Here is an 18523-nt window from a genome sequence, read left to right as displayed (position 1 = left end):
ATAAAATAATTAATGATTAGGCTACTGTAAATGATATTTGAAGAATATGTAAAATTATTAGAGTCATTTAAGAAAAACCAGATATCTAAAATACTGGAGCAAATTGACACTAAAATTTTTGACATTCTATACAGCAAACATGTTAGTCCTCTAATAGTTCCTTATTTTCCTCGCTACGAGCTTTGTTTCATGTCGGATGAAACCGAATTAAAAGAGAAACAAATATACATAAGGGAAAAAAATGGAAAAATTGCCTATTCAGTAATTACGCCCGGTGAAGAGGGGGTTAAAGATAGAAAGGAGGTTAAAGATGTTGTTTTGACAGAGCTCGACGCACCAGTCCCTTTTAAATACAACATTGGCTTAATGACCAGCGGCATAGTCCCTGAAAAAGGCTCTTTTTATGCCCGTATAATTGATGCAGGCCTTGAATATACCGTTATTGACCCACAAGGAAAATTGATAACGTCGGTAATAAAAAAGGAAGAATTAAAGATTAACTTACGCTCAGGTTTTGCACCCAAGGACCTTGAGCCTTTTATGCCCGAAATTCTTAGAATTACATCAAAAAGAAATCACACCCTTCCTTTTACACTCGATGAATTTAGAGCACGTGTACTATCAGCGGCTTCAAGGAATGGTCATATCGAGTGGGCTCCTTTTAGCAACTATGATCTCGATCCTGATAATATTTCTCAAATTAAAAAACTGATCAATGCACTCTATCATGCGCGTCTTACTTTTTTAGATTTGGAAAATATTGATGTCAGAGATCTTAAGCGCAGTTATACTGATCTGACTTTACTCTACAGTAAAACAATTAATTCAGCTTATGAAGCAAGTTATCTGCTTACTCATTTAGACGTTGATCTGAAAGACATGTTTAATGAGGAGTTAGCCCTTATTTTGCCTGTATTCAGTCAAATTCAAGCATTTGCAGAGAACCATGCTAAAGAACAAAAGGCTTTTGTCACAGCACTCAAACCTATGCCATTAGCATCGCAAATAGGGGAAGTAGCTGGAATCACCGTCGATCAACTGCGGCCCATTAGTAGTAATGTGGATTATAATTTTCTGACTCAGTTCAGTGCCGTTTTACCGAGTTATATTGATAAATTAACTCATTACATAGAACAATATTCGTCGCAGATAAAAAAATCAGAACCTAAACTGAACCAAGAAAAGCTGGCTGAGCTGCAAAAAGCAGCACTAAGCCTATTGAATGATATAGAAAATTTAAAAGGAAACCGCTTTTTTATTTCATTTAAATTTTTAAATTATATCCACATAATTAGTAATCTAATTACTTTATCGATGAGCACTTTAGAACAAATTGGAGAGCTCAGTGAATCATCTCAAGATCTAGTTCGCGATAAATTAGCGCAGCTTAAGTACACCTTGTTACCCACTTTATTTGGTTTTGTTGATAAAATTGAAGACAACGCCATGCTAAAGCCTGGCACTTTGTCTGTTCCTTTAATGGAAAAAATCAAAGTTTTATACGAAAAAATACTTTACCTGCCCCAAAAGGCCATTGATTTTAAAGAGAAAGGAGCAGATTTACTGGAAATAGAAGATCCGCGCTTTATCGAATTAAGATTAGAAATGACGTATAAAAGGATCGATAAAGACAATAAATCTTTATATAAAATTAAAAAAGCAAATACCGCATGTAAAGAATTTTTTGAACTGTTACAAGATCCTCGCTATAGAAATCTTCGTTTGTATCAACTTCCCCCAGAGGTTAAAAAAGAGCTTATAAAACACTATAAGCTTATTAAGCCTTATATGGCCCAACTCGACATCGATTTAAATGAACTCATAATCTCAAGATTAACAGGTCCTGAAAAAGAAGATTGGTACTCTTTCATGGGCTCGAGCATACGCAAGTTAAAAAGACAGCTTCCCTTAGACCATATCAGTTTTGTTTTGGAAAAAGAAAAGGCGTTAAAGAATTTAATTACTAAAGATGAAAACAGTAAGGTTTTTCATATTAAATTGAATAAAAACCTTATTGATTCGGTGCACAAAAAAGCCAATTTAGTTTTATTTCCTTATAATGAAAAAGCGAGTGTGTATACGGTTGATGAATCAATACCGTTACAAGTTGAGTCAGAGCAAGATAAAATATCAAGGATTAGTAAAAGAAGATTTCTACTGATCCAATCTGCTTATTTGCGTTTTGTCCATCTAGTAAAAGAACAAATCGCCGCCAAACCAGGGTTCTATGAAAAAAATTTGGATCTAAGCAAACTCGATGAGGCTGTAAAAGCAGAGTGTCAACAATTATTTAAAGTGTTTCAACCTTACTTGGGCTCTATGACCTCCACTGAGTTTAAAGACTCAGCAAAAAATCTTGAACTCTATTTAGCCGATTTATTTGCACAGAATCCGATTACCAATATTCCCCTAAAGAGTTCTTTTCTCGGTCTGGATAAAAATATCCAAAGCTTTTTTGATTACATCAATTTTGAGTGGTTCAATAAAGATGAGTTCCAGAAAATTCTTACCGCCTATACACAATTCTCTCAAATAGTAAAAAAACAGATCGAAGAAAAACCCCAGCTCTACGGTAATAACTTGCTGTTAACCAGTTTTGATGCCGAGACAAAAAGTAAGTGTCTCGAGTTATTTAAAGTCTTCCAGCCCTATTTTAAATTGGGAATACCACCAGAGCTTAAAGAGGCGGCTCAAAATTTTGAAAAATATTTGGCTGCATTCCTTGCCAATAAGCCTGTAGAAATATTAGAAGCCCCCCCTGTATCCTTGTTTTTACAATTGGATAAACACACCCAGGACTCCTTGGCCAAATGGCAGGATAAAAGCCAAACTTATTATGATTTCGCTAAAGCTCGATTTCTTGATGAAAAAGAAACGGAGGCTCTGAAAAGTAAACGAGCAAAAGATGCAAAACTGCATTTTAAACAAGTAGAAGACGATAAATTGCTGCAAAATCCTGATCAATTAGATTCGGATCAAGCTCTTGAAATCTACCAATGGTATCAAAATAAGCATAATAAATTCCTAGTTGTGACCAATGCATATTCTCAATTTCTCGAGTTGCTTCATAAAGCAATAAAAGAGAAACCTCAAATTCGAAAAAATATATCGTTGTTAAGTTCTCTTGAGCCAGGAGTAAAAGCTCAACTCCGCAACTTATATAGTATTTTTCAACCCTACTTAATTTGTGCCCTCCCCCCCGAACAGAAGGAAGATGCGTTAAATTTTGATAAATATTTGGTTGCCAGTTTATCAAACAGAAAGATATTTCGCAGGGATGCTCCACCTGTTCTAATGTTCTTAGGATTAAAAGACCATTTCCGGGAAACCTTTATTCGTGTCACTAATGAATGGAAACGAAGAAAGGAACGTTTTTATAACCTGGCTCAAGATAAATTTACTCTCGAAAATAACGCAGCAGTACTCAAACCCGATCCCAAAACAGGTAGAGAACACTTTGTTATCCAACATACTAATTATTCCAAATGCATTCATGCATTCAGACAATCTTTATTTGAGGTAACAAAACTATTTAACCATCCAATGCAGGAGGCATTAACTCGCTATGTACCCCCCAAAAAACATAGATCTTTCACCAACAGGAATGTTGAATGAAGCCGTGCAAACTGTATTCCCTCCATCGGCAGTACCATTCCCTGAAATGGAGGATAATAACAAGAGATTGAGTCAAAGCAGACAAGTCTGTGCATTAAAAGACATTTTTAACAGTTTGTTCCATTTGGAAGGAATCGTTCATGAGTTAGAAAATTTAAATAATCAAAGTTTTAAAACTCAATACGTACGCTATTTATTACAAGCCTACGGGCATCTCAATGAAATCATAAAGTCAGCACAGCGTTTGGCTGCAGATCCGCACACAGGATTCATAGCTCGTGATTTACTTCATAAGGCCCAGGATCTTTATGCCACATTCCAGGAACATTCCGATGCATACCAAATAGCACCCGAACAAGTCTCCTATGGACCAGCTAAAGTTCAATACAACGCACTTTGGTATATTATAAATGCCTTTTATATTAGCCCTAAACACATTCGCGCCTTAAATAATACAAATTATCTAACTACTGAAGAACTTGGTGAATTACATTTTCGTGCTAAAAAATCAACGTTAATTATAGAAGGTTTGATTGAGAATTCTAATTCCTATTTTAAATTGTTCCTGCAATCAGCGGAAATGATTTATCTTTACCAGGAACTCACAGCAAAGCTTAATGAATTTACCAGCACTTCTCATGACGCCATAATGGATAACATGGAGAATATGCGCTCAAGCATATTTACGCCTATGCTTCTTGAGGCAGATCACTGGGAAAACCGATTAGGACTCTCCCCAGGAATTTTATCCGGCCCCTTAAGGCAAATCACTAATGAATTTTTTAAAGGCTTAGTGCATCCACTGCCACTGAGTAGTTTGGATTCGAAAACGCGTATTCGATTAATATATGATAAAGAGCCACTGGAAAAAAGAATTAATCTGGCTACAAAACAGATCAAAAGAAACCAAAAATATCTCAAAAAAATAGATAAAGACTACAAAGATATTGAAAATCTATACTATTGGTATCTGCAAGTAACCACCCCACTTGATCTTTTTGATATTTCCGCTCCCAAGCCCAAAGTGGACTCTACTCAAGCAAAAATTGAGTTATGTGCTGCTTATAAAAAAGCACTACCCAAACTAGCGCAACTTAAACGAAATAAAAAGGTCGAAATTGCTCCTAGCCCATACCCTGAACATCATACGCTCGATGGCCTATGTAATTCTGGACTTAAAGCGTATGATCCTCATTTTACTGAAATCGAAGGTTTAATCGTTGCTAGTCATCATTATTACTTGGGTTTGAAAGCAACACATCAAATGCGGCTAAATACTACAGAAGAACATTTAGTTTATCTCAAGAGTTTAGAGCCAATCCAAGAGCAAGAAAAACTGGCTTTCATTGAAGAGTATACTACTGAATCATTCGAGAAAAATCTGGAAGCAAAGTGTAATCCTATAGACTTACAATTTACTGATCAAGAATACATTGCTGAACTTAAAGCCTATTTAATGAACCTCAAAAATGAAATAATTGCGAAAGCAAAAGTTTCTAAGAATATTGACCGAAGTATCGAAAAGCTGTTGGAAATAGAAATAAGTAAATTCGAGAAAAAATTCTACGCTGAATATTATCATCTTGATACGATACAAGTGGCTCTGGCTCAATTTAAAACTTATTTCAAAGATTTAAAAGCCGCTACCCATAATAGAACTTCTATATTTGAAAACAAAGAAACTTTAGATAAAAAATCAATGTGCGTTCGCCTTTTAGATGAAATTGCCCGAAATAAAACATTAAAGGTACAAGAACGCATAAAACAAATAAAAGACCAGGTTGAAAATCCTAATTTTTCAAGAGTTATGCTAGCGCATAAGAAAGTGGATACCTTTAGTTGGACTTACTTAAAAATGTGTTTTTTATCCCTGCTTGAAGCATTGAATTTATATACACCAACGCGACAAAAACTCCTGGATAATATTAATGATGCCGTGCACAATCCACCTGAAATCAAAGCGTTAACTCAACGACTTGGTCTATTTGCTGCCAAAACTGCTCAAGATGCCGATGCAAAAAGATATGAAGCACCCGCAATGCCTGCCGCGACTCCCTCTGCTTGATTTTATTTACCCAAAAGATTCTTCATCCTCTAAATGCTCTGCTGCTGCTATTTCTGAATGATCTGCCGCTAATAACAAATACATTGAAGGCACCACAAAAAGCGTAAACAAGGTACCTATCGAAATTCCCGTTGCAATGACTAGACCAATATTGTAACGGCTCTCCGCACCAGCCCCTGTAGCAAAAATCAATGGGATAACACCTAAAACCATTGCCGCGGTAGTCATCAAAATAGGGCGCAATCGAATTGCCGCTGCGGCTTGTATGGCATCTAACTTTTTTTGCCCACTTGCCTGTAAGTCATTGGCAAATTGCACAATTAAAATGCCATGCTTGCTGATAAGCCCAATCAGTGTAACCAGTCCCACCTCACTATAAATATTCAGTGTGGCATCACCTATCCCTAAACTGATAAAAATCATGGCCCCACAAATCGACATAGGCACACTAATCAAAACGATAAGAGGATCACGAAAGCTTTCAAATAAGGCTGACAATGATAAAAAGATAATGATTAAAGCAAAGAAAAAAGTAACAATCAGACTGGAGCCTTCCTGAATGAATTGACGTGATTGAGCAGCATAATCGATGTAATAACCTTGAGGGAGAACTTGTTTGGCAATATTGGCAAGCGTACCCAACGCTTTGCCCATAGAGATACCAGGAAAGGCAACCGCAGAAATTGTGGCGGAATTAAGTTGTTGAAAATGGTTTAATGATTCAGGAACAACTTGTCTTTGCAAATTAGCAACCGTGGCAAGAGGTATTGAGGCTCCCGAAGAAGTTTTAATATAATAATTCAATATTTGATCCGGGTTTAATCGTGTAGCCCGCATGACCTGAGGAATTACCTGATAAGAGCGGCCTGCTAGATCAAAATAATTGATATAGCCTTCACTTAAGGCGGCTCCAAATACATCGCCAAGATCCTGCATGGTCAAACCAAACTGAGATATTTTATCCCGATCTAAATTAATTTTTGTCTGTATTTGGTCGATTTTGAGATCAGGATTAATATAAGCAAAAATACCGGCCTCATCCGCTTTCTCTAAAACACGCTGTAACACAATATTTAATTTTTCAAACGTTTCTGTAGTTGTAATAACAAATTGGATAGGCAATCCACTTCCACCTCCAGGTAATGAAGGTAATTGAAAGGCTGCTACCTTGGCTCCAGCAATTTTATTGAGTTCATTTTGAACCAGGGGCTCTAAATCATTGGAGGTTCGTGTGCGTTGATCCCAAGGCTTTAAAACCATACCGATGATGGATGTATTTAATCCTTGGTAACCATCAACTTGGAAAATGTGATCGGTTTCTGGAAACTGTCTAAAAATGTCATTTACTGCATTGGCAGAAAGTTGTGTTTGAGCGAGAGAAGCGTTCGCTGATGAAGTCACCTGAGCAATGACAATACCCATATCTTCTTGGGGGGCCAATTCAGTCTCTGAAGTAATAAAAAGAAAATAATTACTGAGAAGAATGATGATTGCAAAGACAATGACTACTGGCAAGTGATTTAATGTAGCAGATAAAATTCGTTTATAAAAATGTTCAAGTTTTGTAAAGGAATCATCGACATACGTCATAAAACGCCCTTTAGCCGCTCCATCTCCCATTTTAAGCAATTTGGAACACATCATTGGCGATAAAGTTAATGCAATTACAGCCGAAACAGTAACCGCACCCGCGAGTGTAAAAGCAAACTCGGTAAATAAAGCGCCGGTTAATCCACCCATAAAGCCAATGGGTAAATAAACAGCAATTAAAACGACCGTAATCGCAATAATGGGATTCGCTAACTCACGCGCGCCTAATAAAGCGGCTTTAAACCGTGTTTGTCCTTCTTCTATATGGCGTTGCACGTTTTCAACAACAATAATTGCATCATCAACTACCAATCCTATAGCCAAAACCAAGGCCAACAAAGTAAGCAGGTTAATTGAATACCCCAAAATGAGCATCATCCAAAATGCTCCGATCAAAGATAAGGGAATAGCAACTATAGGAATAACAACCGAGCGAATTGAGCCAAGAAAAATAAAAATGACCGCAGTGACAATTAAAAAAGCCTCTAATAAGGAAAAGATTACTTCATTTATCGAAGAATTAACAAATAAACTGGCATCATATACAATTTTTCCCTGTAGACCTTGGGGAAATTGTTCCTGGATACTGGGAAATATTTTTTTAATCTCATTAATTACGGTCAAAAGATTGGCTGAAGGTGCTACAACAATCCCAATATATACTGCTGTTCGCCCATCAAAACTCACTGCAGAATTATAATTTTCTGCCCCTAGGCTGACTTTAGCCACGTCTTCCAAACGAATAATCGCCCCATTTTGAGCTTTAATTACCATTTTCTTGAATTGGTTTACATCCGATAGATTAGTACCCGAAGTCAGATTTTGGATGAACATTTGCCCATCAGTACGGCCCACTGCAGAAATAAAATTATTATTTGCGAGCGCAGTTCCAACTTCTGCTGCGGAAATTCCATATCCTGCAAGTTTAACGGGATCCAACCACGCGCGCAGGGCAAAAGTTTGATTCCCTAGAATTTGAGCATTTTGAACCCCATTAACTGCCTGTAATTTAGGCTGTACTACCCGGATTAGATAGTCTGTAATTTTATTAATCGGTAATTCATCGCTATAAAAGCCAATATACATAGAATCAATGGTTTGCCCTACTGAAACGGTGATCACCGGTGTTTGTGCGTTTTTGGGAAGTTGATTCAGTACCGCATTCACTTTAGTAGTAATGTCGGACAAAGCTTTGAGTGGATCATAATTGAGAAGAAGGTTTACTGTAATCGTACTCGTACTCGGAGAGCTGATGGAAGTCATGTAATCAATTCCATTTGCTTGAGCAATGGAGTTTTCAAGTGGCGTAGTAATAAAACCAGCAATAATATCAGGATCTGCACCAGTATAAGTGGTAGTTACAGTGACAATAGCATTTTCAGTAAATGGATATTGCATAATGGGTAAAGAACCAATAGAACGTAAGCCCATTGCTAAAAGCATCAAGCTGATCACCGTAGCCAGTACAGGTCTTTTAATAAAAATATCGGTAAACCGCATTCTCTAATCCTTAGATTATTCTTTATCTAAACTGCTCACTTCATGGTTCATCGCACCTTGGTGAAGACACAAGCCCGAACCAGGACTTGTAAGTTTACTTCATGTCTTCAGTTCCCCGGATCACGTTAGCTAAACTGGGATTGCATTATTACCGCTCAGCGACTTTTGGTGATGCCTCATTACTGGGCTGTATCTTATTATTAATAAGAACATTACTACCATTTTTAAGTTTTAATTGGCCACTGGTTACCACAATATCACCCTCATGCAATCCTTTAAGCACAGCAATTTGATCCCCCCGCGTCTCTCCAACAGTAACAAAAACCTGTTTGACCACAAGGATTGGTTTATTATTCTTATCTTTTTGATCGCTTTGTTTCACCAAAAAAACAATATCACCATAGGGATTAAAACTAATCGCTGACTGCGGTAAGGTTAGATGGCTTTCTTTTGCCCCAGTTTCCACTTCAACACGAGTAAACATACCTGGCTTCAACAAATAATCAGGATTAGGGATAGTCGCCTCTACCTGCACATTACGAGTTGCACTATCGACAATAGGTTCTATAGTGGTAATTTTTCCCAAAAATACTTTCTCGGGAAAAGTATCAGTAACAACCTTCACAGTTTGTCCCACTTTTAACTGCGCTAAATCTTGTTGTGGCAAATAAAAATCAGCATAAAGCGGATCTAACGCCTGTAATGTGGTTACCGTGTCCCCTACGTTAAGATACTGTCCTGGATTAATGTTGTTGATCCCTAATTGACCTGCAAAAGGTGCGCGTATTGTCTTTTTTTGAACAGTTGCAGCTTGTTGGGCAACTTGAGCCTCTAAATTCCTGAGATTCCACTCATCAGTATCTACCGTTTGCCTACTCACTGCCCGAACCGCATATTGTGCCTTATCACGCTTATAAGTAATTTTTGCTAATTCAACCTGTGCTTGTAATGACCGTAATTGTCCCAGTTCTGCATCGGCATTTAATTGCGCCAAAACAGCCCCCTTTTTGACTAGGGCACCTGGGGTAAACAAGATTGTTTGCACCATACCCGCTAGCTCTGTTGTGACATTCACACCCAGCCGTGCACGCATGCTCCCCACCGATTTCAGGGTAGGTTGCCACAAGGAAGTTTCGACTTTCATCGTGGACACGGTAACTGCAGGTGATTTCATCTGCAGAAAATATTGGCTCATCATATAGTTACCAATTGCCTTCCAACCAAAAATCAAGCCAAACAAGATGCCCACTGCAACCAACATAATAATCATTTGTTTTTTTAAAAATATCTCTTTCATCATAGACACTCTTTGACGCACCAAGGTTTATGCCACCAGCCCCCGCCTAACGCCTGGAATAATGCGGCTGTATCACTGTAACGCGCAGCTTGTGCCTGAATACGATTAATTCGAGCCTGTTGGTACTGCTGTTGCGCGTTTAATAAATTGATATAACTTACACCACCTAACCGATATTGTTTGAGGGTGAGATTTAGGGAAGCGCGTGCTGCATCTTCAGCCCTAATTTGCGCTTGTAATGTGCGCGCATCTACTTCCAAACCTCTTAAAACATCGGCTACATTTTGAAAAGCTTGCAATACAGTTTGTCGGTACTGAGCCCAAGCTTGCTGATAGGCTGCGATCGCCGCACGTCGCTGTGCCAGTAATGCCCCTGCATGAAATAAAGGTTGCATCACCTGGGGCGCAACAGACCACACATTATTTTTTGCACTGTAAAGGCCTGAAAAGGTAGTACCAAGCCATCCCTCATTGGCATTTAGAGTAAATTGCGGGAATAAATTGGCTGTTGCTACGCCAATATTTGCGCAAGCCTGATGAAGCGATGCTTCCGATGCACGCACATCGGGGCGTTGACGAACAAGATTCGAAGGTAAGCTTACCGGTAACTCAATAGGTAATTTTAATCGGTCTAAACGAATAACGGGTAAGGGTTCATCCGGAAATGTGCCCACAAGTGCCGCTAAGGTATGTTTGGCTTGGGATAGACTTTTTTGTAATGGGGGTAATGTTGCTTTTGATTGTTCAAGCAAGGTTTGTTGTGTCAATATATTTTCTTGTGACACGCCCCCCAAACGATACTGATTATTTAAAATATCAAGAATCCCTTGCTCCGCCTTAATAAGGTCAACAGTTGCATCAATTTGTGCTTGATATGATGCAATGGCCACTGAAGTAGTAACGATATTAGCAGTCAGGGTCAGATAAGCAGCAATCACTTGAAATTGCTGATAATCAACCTGGGCACCTAATGCTTCAATTTGACGCCGCGCACCACCAAAAACATCCAAAGTATAAGATAAATTAAATGAGGTATAATAGATGGTAAATATGGCGGTTTCATTTGGGATACCAATTTGGGCACCGGAGTAACGTTGCGTTTCCATAAGGTTCGTCACATCGACTGAAGGAAACATTGAATTGCCAATTTGCTGCTTCAAGTTTTCCTGAGCTTGACGCAAAGCAGCAGATGCTGCAGCTAAATTAGGGCTATGTGCTAAGCCTTTACGAATGAGCTGATTAATTTCAGGAGAACGATACAATTCCCACCACAATAAAGGAATGTCCTCATTAGTGATAAAAGCTTGTGCTTGACCACCTGCACCGCGAGTACCTACCGTTTTTTTGGGTAGTGGTGTTTCCGTAAGTCTTTTGACTTTGGGTGGCGTGGGTGACTGAAAATTAGGGCCAACCTTACACGAGGTTTGCAGAACGGTACTCAGCAAAACCAAAATAAATACACTTACATGTTGTCTCAGGTTAAACACTAACCACAATCCTTTGCGAATCATTCAATGAATACTGGTTAATTTATCATGGATTGGAAAGGGTTGACAGTGTAATTGTTACCTCCATTCCAACACTTCATGTTTGATTAACAAATAACCACACAGTATAATGCCCTTCTATTATCTTCCATTTCTGTAACATTTCGAGTATCACGATGGAAGCAATGAAGGAATTGAGTATGCCTGCTGTAAAAATTACAGGAATGGGACGTTATCTACCCCGAAAAAAAGTTCTATCGTCAGAACTGGATAGTCAACTAAATTTACCCGCCGGAAGTGTACAAAAAAAATCCGGCTTAATCTCACGCCACTTTGCTTCCCCTGATGAAACAACTTCTTATATGGGAGCACAGGCTGCATTGATTGCAGTACAGCAAGCCAATATTGAACTCACAGAGCTTGATGCCATCATCAGTGCTTGTGGAGTGAGTGAGCAAGCAATTCCTTGTACCTCTGCATTAATTCAGAAACAATTAGGGCTAGGGCACACGGGAATTGCTTGTTTTGATATCAATAGTACGTGTCTCAGCTTCATTAATGCCTTGGATATTGCCTCCTATCTCGTTGAGGGAGGCCGATATAAACGAGTACTTATTGTGTCCAGTGACATTGCTTCAGCGGGACTAAACTGGCAAGACATGGAAACATGCACCATTTTTGGTGATGGGGCTGCAGCATGTGTACTTGAAAAAAGCGATGGAACACATCGAATTTTATCATCACATCATGAAACGCATAGTATTGGTGCCACTTTTTGCCAAATTGAAGCAGGTGGTACACGTTTGCCTGCAAAAAACCCACTGAAGAACTTAGAACAAGGTCTGTTTTATATGGATGGTAAAAAAGTATTTAAATTAGCCGCTAAACTAGTCGATAGTTTGGTGGAAAATCTTTTAAGCAAAGCCAAATTAACCCTGAGTGATATTGATTGGTTTATCCCTCATCAAGCAAGCTTGCTGGCGATGCGCCACATACAAAAGAGAGTGAATATTCCAACTGAAAAATTTGTTTCAATTTATTCTAATCATGGAAATCAAATTGCAGCATCTATCCCCACTGCATTAAGCACTTTAATTGACAGCAAACAATTACACCGTGGACAATTAGTACTCTTAATGGGTACCGGTGCTGGTTTAGCAGCTGGTGGCATAATTATGGAGTATTAAATATGGTATGCGTTGTTACTGGTGCCACAGGTTGTCTGGGACTAAGGCTTGACTCAGCGATTAGTAGCAGACGGTTATGAAGTCATCGCTTTGGGGCGCAACGAACAACTTGGCAAATTGATTAGCCAATTCGGTGCTCAATTCATTGCTGTAGACTTACTCGATAAAGAAAAGTTAAAAGGAATTGCACAAGATGCCCAAACCATTTTTCACTGTGCCGCTCTTTCTAGCCCTTGGGGACGTTATAATGACTTTTATAACGCCAATGTACTCGGCACACAACATGTCATTGCAGCGACGCCCCCAAATGCCCGATTAGTTCATGTTTCATCACCAAGTATCTATTTTAATTTCACGGAACAACATAATATAAAAGAAGACTCCTTATTGCCCCTGAAACCTGCCAATTATTATGTAAAAACCAAGCTACTCGCTGAATCCCTCATTGATAAGGCCCATAGAGAACGCGATTTGGATGTGATCACCTTACGTCCACGTGCGATTTTTGGCCCCTATGATCGCGCCATTTTACCTCGCATACTTCAAATGAAAAAAATGGCATTCTGCCCATTATTGGTACTGGACAAAATCTAATCGACATTACTTATGTCGAAAATGTAGTAGACAGTTTGCTGCTTGCAGCACAGGCAGATCGACGATTTTGCGGCAAGAAATACAATATAACCAATGCTGAGCCACGCCGCTCTAATCACGATTCTTACTGAGCTTTTTAGCGGCATTACAAAAACCTTTTCGACCCAAATTTATTCCTTACTCGCTTGCAAAAATATATGCAGCCTCAATGGAAAAACTACATCACCTTTCATTAACTGGGAAAAGAGCCTCGTCTGACTCGCTACAGTGCAGCAGTTTTATGTATGGGGCAAACTTTAAATATTGAAGCAGCACAAAGGGATTTGGGCTATCAACCCAAGATCAGTATTAATCAAGGCATAGAACGTTTTGCAACGTGGTATCAAAGAGCATGATAGAGTATCAATTATTCGAAGCCGGTTATTGCCGACATTGTGAGCGAATGACCCTAAAAAAAGGGCGTTGGAAACAACGCGAATATCCAGCAATTTGTGCCTTAATCAAACACCCAGAGCAAGGATACATCCTCTTTGATACAGGCTACAGCAATCGATTCTACACACTAACCCAAAAATTTCCTTATTCCATCTACAGACGCTTAACACCCGTGGAATTAAAAAAATCACTTAAAGAACAATTAGCGGAAAAAAATATTCAAGCTGCGGAGATCAAGGGTATTGTGATTTCGCATTTTCATGCAGATCATATTGGTGGTTTAAAAGACTTCCCTAACGCACGCATATTCTGTCATGCCGAAGCGGTAGAAGACATACGCCATAAAACAGGAATCAAAGCATTGTTGCAGGGATTTTTACCCGGACTACTGCCAAAAGATTTTTATGAACGTCTGGTCGTATTAGAACATGAAGTACGACTCGAAACGAACCTGCTACCCTTTGCCACTGGATTTGATCTGTTTCATGACGGACAACTTATTGCTATTCCTCTGCCAGGTCATGCTAAAGGTCAAATCGGCCTGTATTTTAAGGCGCCCCAAGAAACGTTCTTTGTGGCAGACAGTTGTTGGCATCAAGAATCTTTTAAGGAAGGCGTTTTTCCAAGTGATCTGACTTATTTAATTCATGATAATAAAGAAGCGTACCAGCAAACCATTAGAAAATTGCAGCAGCTTTTTAAAAACAATAAAGAAATCGATATTATTCCTTCTCATTGTCAACACATCCGTGCTCGCCTTTTGGAGAATCAACGATGATACTGAGGCTGCTTTATTATTATTTTAAAACCCATTATCTTCGCAAACGGTTTAAATCACGTGACCAATTGTCTGCCTACCAGGAAAAAAGATTTAAAAAGTTAGTCAAGTCCACTTTATGCCAAGTCTTCTTTTTATCAACCTTATCTGGATAAGCCCCTGAGTGAGTGGCCAATTATCAATAAAAAAATAATGATGCACCATTTTGATGAAATAAACACGGCAAACATCAAAAAAGACCACGCCTTGGAATTGGCATTAAAAGCAGAAAAAACCCGCGATTTCTCTGCCTTAATCAATGGCATTGCAGTGGGGCTTTCTTCTGGAACATCAGGAAATCGCGGTTTATTTCTAGCCAATGCGAAAGAGCGCGATGCCTGGGCGGGGATTTTACTGGCTAAAGCGTTACCCGAAGGATTTAAGAAAAATGAGTGCATTGCTTTTTTCCTCAGGGCAAATAGCAAACTTTACACAACCCTCAGTAAAAGCAAAAAAATCCAATTTCATTTTTTTGATTTGCTTGATCATTTCGAAGCCCATCGAGATCGATTAAATGAAATCCAACCTACCATTTTATCGGCACCAACCTCTGTATTACTGGCCTTAGCTAGGGAAAAACACCGCTTATCGATTACTCCTAAAAAAATATTCGCGGTTGCGGAAGTGTTAGAGCCACGCGATGAGGCAATTATAAGCACGGCTTTCAATTGTCAGGTAGCACAGGTTTATCAATGCACCGAAGGCTTTTTGGCCATCAGTGATAAAGAAAATAACCATTTATTAATGAATGAAGAATATTTAATTATTGAAAAAGAATGGCTGGATGAACGCCGGTTTGTTCCTATCATTACGGATCTGTTGCGCACCACTCAACCGATAATTCGCTATCGTTTAGATGATGTGTTGATTGAGGAACCTTCAAAAGGCATTTTTACACGGCTGGCAGGAATTGAAGGTCGTGTAGGTGATATTTGTTATGCAACCCAAAATAACCAATTATTTCCCATTTTTGCTGATTTGATTCGTCAAAAAATGGCATCGTTCCCTTTTCAATTTGATGACTACACCATCCAGCAACAGGCTTTAAATCACTTCACCATCCAAATCACTCCTGATTTACCAGAAAAAGAGGCCTTGATTTCTCATTTAAATGAGTTATTTCAAGCACATGATTTTGATATTCCTTTATGGCACTGGCAACCATTTATCAAGAGAGAAATGGGGGCAAAAAACCGAAGAATCCAAGCATCACCTGAACTCTCCCAATCAGAATTATGAGTTTATAAATCAATATATTCAGCCAAAAAATGAAAAATAATTGCAAAATGTGCTTTAATTAAAGTCAAGAATGTTTTTTTATAAATGGCTGTTTATGAAGATATCAGTAGGACAAGCATTATTAATGCTCCTCGCAAAATATCACGATGATAAAGATAAATTTAACGAATTAAAGCATTTGTACTTAGCCGGTGCAAAAAACGAAGACACTCGATCTGCAATCGACCTGTATCTCAAAGACTCTGCACTGGCAGGCTTTCAGATCTCTAAGTCCCCTGAGGACATAAATAATGACAGCTCCCGTCGATATTTTGAGACACATTTGGCTTATGAAACTTTAAGTAGCCAGTTGGGACAGTTTACATTGGATGAAATGAGCCAACATTTAGAGGCGATTAAAGGAACCGCATACAGCTCTTATGCAGGATTATATGAAGAGGTTTTGCGAGGAGAATATGCTCCATCTGATGATACAGAGCATGAATATGCTGATTATTTAACAAAACTACGAAACAAGGAAATATTCGGGCAATTTTCTGATGAGCAAAGACAAAAAATCATTGAAATAGTCTCATCTGCTTTCGTCGCAATGATTATTGCCTCACAGGGTCCCCATTTATTGCCTTTGGACATTTATCATGAAGATATCTACCTGGACAGAGGAAAAGTAGCCAAAGAAAATCAGTCTACTACGAAAAAGACTGCCCGAGGTGTACTACAAAATACGACAACGACAAGTGCGCTTGGTATTCTACAAAATCGCGATCCAGTGCCTATAGATGATCCAGCACGTATGGCCAAAACCCAAGAGTTTTTGAAACCTTCCGATCAATCAAGCTATGATACCAATGCTCAATGGGTACAAGATAATTTTTCTCGCCTGGTTCATCCATTCTCAAACTCAATATCAGGAACCATGCTCTGCCAATTGCGTGCTTTAGCGAAAATTAAAGAGCTTAAGAAATTAGCAGACTCTATGGATGTCCTAGCAAAACCTAATGATGGTGGAGAGCAAAGCAAGCCGCTCGATGAAGCGACGAAAAAAAATCAAATAGATCTGATTATCAGTATTATGGATTCCGGTAAAGTAACCAATGAGGTTCTGGAGCAAGCTGCTGAACTTATAAAAGAAGGCAAAATATCACCCGAAGTAATAAAGCACATCCAAAAAGCGACTGACGAGACTCTTTTAGCATCTAAAGAAAAATTGGGATCTTTTTTAAAACTCTATGTTTCTGCCTTATTGTTTAATTCTGGAGGACATAGCTTACATGAGTTTGTTGCCCCCATCGGTCTGCCTAAGACGCAACAAGAATTCGCTCATATTGATGGTTTTGACACTTTAGATTTAGAAGAATTATTTTTAAACACGAATCAGGATGCCTTTGATAAAGCATTGGATAAAGCAATAGCGTACAACGAACAAATGCTGAAAAAAACTGCTGTCCTAGACGAATTAAAAGGTCTGAAAAAAGCTTTTGATAAAGAATCAATACCTGACTTAATCAACAGTTCCAAACTGAGCCCTGATTTAAAAGAGAATCTTTTAGAGGTTGCCCAAAAAGACGTACATCATGCAGCCGATTGTTTTAGGTTAGTGGAAAAACTACAACAGATAATCGCTATAAATGATGCTCGAGTTCAATCAGAATATTTTTCATTCTTTAGACAAGGTGCACAAAGACAAGTAGTACTCAATAAAAATCTCAACAATGCAATAACAGAACTCAGCAAAGGCGATTGGCAACAGACAAAAGCAACTATTGAAGCGACACTACAAGAACTCAAAAATTATAACTCCGGTCACAAACCTGAGTTAATATCTCTTCAGAGATTTTATGATTTAATGGAGGATCAAGTCGTTACTGAAAAGCAAATGCAGGTTGGAAAGAGTTAAGTTGTTTTCTCTTGGCAAGATAGTTAAAATATTAAGCGACCCACATGTTGATACCTATTATTTATGCCTATCCTGAATAAAATCGATGATCAAGGAAACTATCTGGAATTTCCCGGGGTTACTATTATTGCTGATGTAGGACAAACAAATCATAATCTATGGGACGAGATTTATCATTTTCTTAAAAACACCCCTGTGCTTTGCGACTATTTTTCTCCTTTGCCACGTCACAGTTATCATATGACAACCTGTAATTTGTATACAAAAGAAGAAACACAGGAAAATTGGGTTTCATTTATATCAAAAAAATTGCCATTTTTTCAAAAAATCAATAAAAAACTGTCTGAATTGAATTTTACCCCCTCAATTTCAGTTGAATCTATAGACTATTTTTCTGGGTTACAGCTCATTTTATCCATACCCGAAGAACAAAAAAAAGTTATTCAACAGATCGCGAAAGAATTAGGTCTGGAAAACAAAGTTCCTGGATTATTTCATATTACTTTAGCTTATGGATATAAAGAAATTGACGATGAGCACGTTTTTAAAGAAATTCAAAATAAAGTAGGAGAGCTGTTAAAAATTTGTAAAAAATACGATCAAAAAATTCTTTTATCTTCACCTAAATTATGTTTTTTTCAAAGCATGGAGCAATATACACCTTGGGATGGGATAACCAATCCATTCGTGGTGAACTCTACTTCTGTGCGTTGGAGATTATTTAACACCGAAAACAGAACGCACAAACATCAAGTTTCAGACTCTTCTTTTTGCATCACAATGTAATTTTTAAGAAAAAA

Annotated in this window: 10 protein-coding genes and 1 pseudogene; 8 read left to right on the top strand and 3 right to left on the bottom strand. The window is 38.3% G+C overall.

All coding sequences use genetic code 11. The annotated features are described in order from the left end of the window. Positions 1–30 precede the first annotated feature (30 nt). Positions 31–3615: a hypothetical protein gene (locus tag EL022_RS16310; protein WP_241972251.1), complete on the top strand. Its 3585-nt coding sequence runs from the start codon at positions 31–33 to the stop codon at positions 3613–3615. Continuing rightward, complete coding sequence (locus EL022_RS16305; RefSeq protein WP_241972250.1) at positions 3566–5680, top strand: hypothetical protein; 2115 nt, start codon at positions 3566–3568, stop codon at positions 5678–5680. The genes EL022_RS16310 and EL022_RS16305 overlap by 50 nt, the downstream gene beginning before the upstream one ends. Positions 5681–5686: 6 nt before the next feature. Here EL022_RS16305 and EL022_RS05595 read toward each other — a convergent pair whose 3' ends face one another. From EL022_RS05595 to EL022_RS05585, 3 genes are all read right to left on the bottom strand, one after another. After that, on the bottom strand, positions 5687–8770 hold the full coding sequence (locus EL022_RS05595; RefSeq protein ID WP_028381336.1) for an efflux RND transporter permease subunit: 3084 nt from the start codon (positions 8768–8770) through the stop codon (positions 5687–5689). A gap of 148 nt (positions 8771–8918) precedes the next feature. Then, entirely contained in the window at positions 8919–10067 is a 1149-nt protein-coding gene (locus tag EL022_RS05590; RefSeq protein WP_035900936.1) for an efflux RND transporter periplasmic adaptor subunit, read from the bottom strand. Then, entirely contained in the window at positions 10067–11554 is a 1488-nt protein-coding gene (locus EL022_RS05585; RefSeq protein ID WP_028381338.1) for an efflux transporter outer membrane subunit, read from the bottom strand. The genes EL022_RS05590 and EL022_RS05585 overlap by 1 nt, the downstream gene beginning before the upstream one ends. Positions 11555–11754: 200 nt before the next feature. Between EL022_RS05585 and EL022_RS05580 the strand changes: the two genes are divergently transcribed. The 6 genes and pseudogenes from EL022_RS05580 to EL022_RS05555 all read left to right on the top strand — a co-directional run bounded on the left by EL022_RS05580 (position 11755) and on the right by EL022_RS05555 (position 18509). Continuing rightward, on the top strand, positions 11755–12741 hold the full coding sequence (locus tag EL022_RS05580) for a beta-ketoacyl-ACP synthase III (protein ID WP_028381339.1): 987 nt from the start codon (positions 11755–11757) through the stop codon (positions 12739–12741). A gap of 48 nt (positions 12742–12789) precedes the next feature. Further along, positions 12790–13466: pseudogene (locus EL022_RS16300) on the top strand (NAD-dependent epimerase/dehydratase family protein). A 260-nt stretch (positions 13467–13726) separates the two neighbouring features. After that, the gene (locus EL022_RS05570) at positions 13727–14548 is read left to right on the top strand and encodes an MBL fold metallo-hydrolase (RefSeq protein ID WP_028381341.1); all 822 of its coding nucleotides are present in this window, start codon (positions 13727–13729) and stop codon (positions 14546–14548) included. A 147-nt stretch (positions 14549–14695) separates the two neighbouring features. Further along, on the top strand, positions 14696–15826 hold the full coding sequence (locus EL022_RS05565) for a F390 synthetase-related protein (protein ID WP_338418471.1): 1131 nt from the start codon (positions 14696–14698) through the stop codon (positions 15824–15826). 94 nt (positions 15827–15920) lie between these two features. Beyond that, positions 15921–17723, top strand: coding sequence for a hypothetical protein (locus EL022_RS05560; RefSeq protein WP_241972248.1), 1803 nt, complete (start codon positions 15921–15923; stop codon positions 17721–17723). A gap of 63 nt (positions 17724–17786) precedes the next feature. Further along, entirely contained in the window at positions 17787–18509 is a 723-nt protein-coding gene (locus tag EL022_RS05555; RefSeq protein ID WP_028381344.1) for a DUF1868 domain-containing protein, read from the top strand. The last annotated feature ends 14 nt before the right edge of the window (positions 18510–18523 follow it).

Origin of the sequence: Legionella cherrii (assembly GCF_900635815.1) — a bacterium.
Classification (GTDB): Bacteria; Pseudomonadota; Gammaproteobacteria; order Legionellales; family Legionellaceae; genus Legionella; species Legionella cherrii.
The sequence above is the reverse complement of the archived record's forward strand: the minus strand, read 5'-3'. Positions and strand labels throughout refer to the sequence as shown.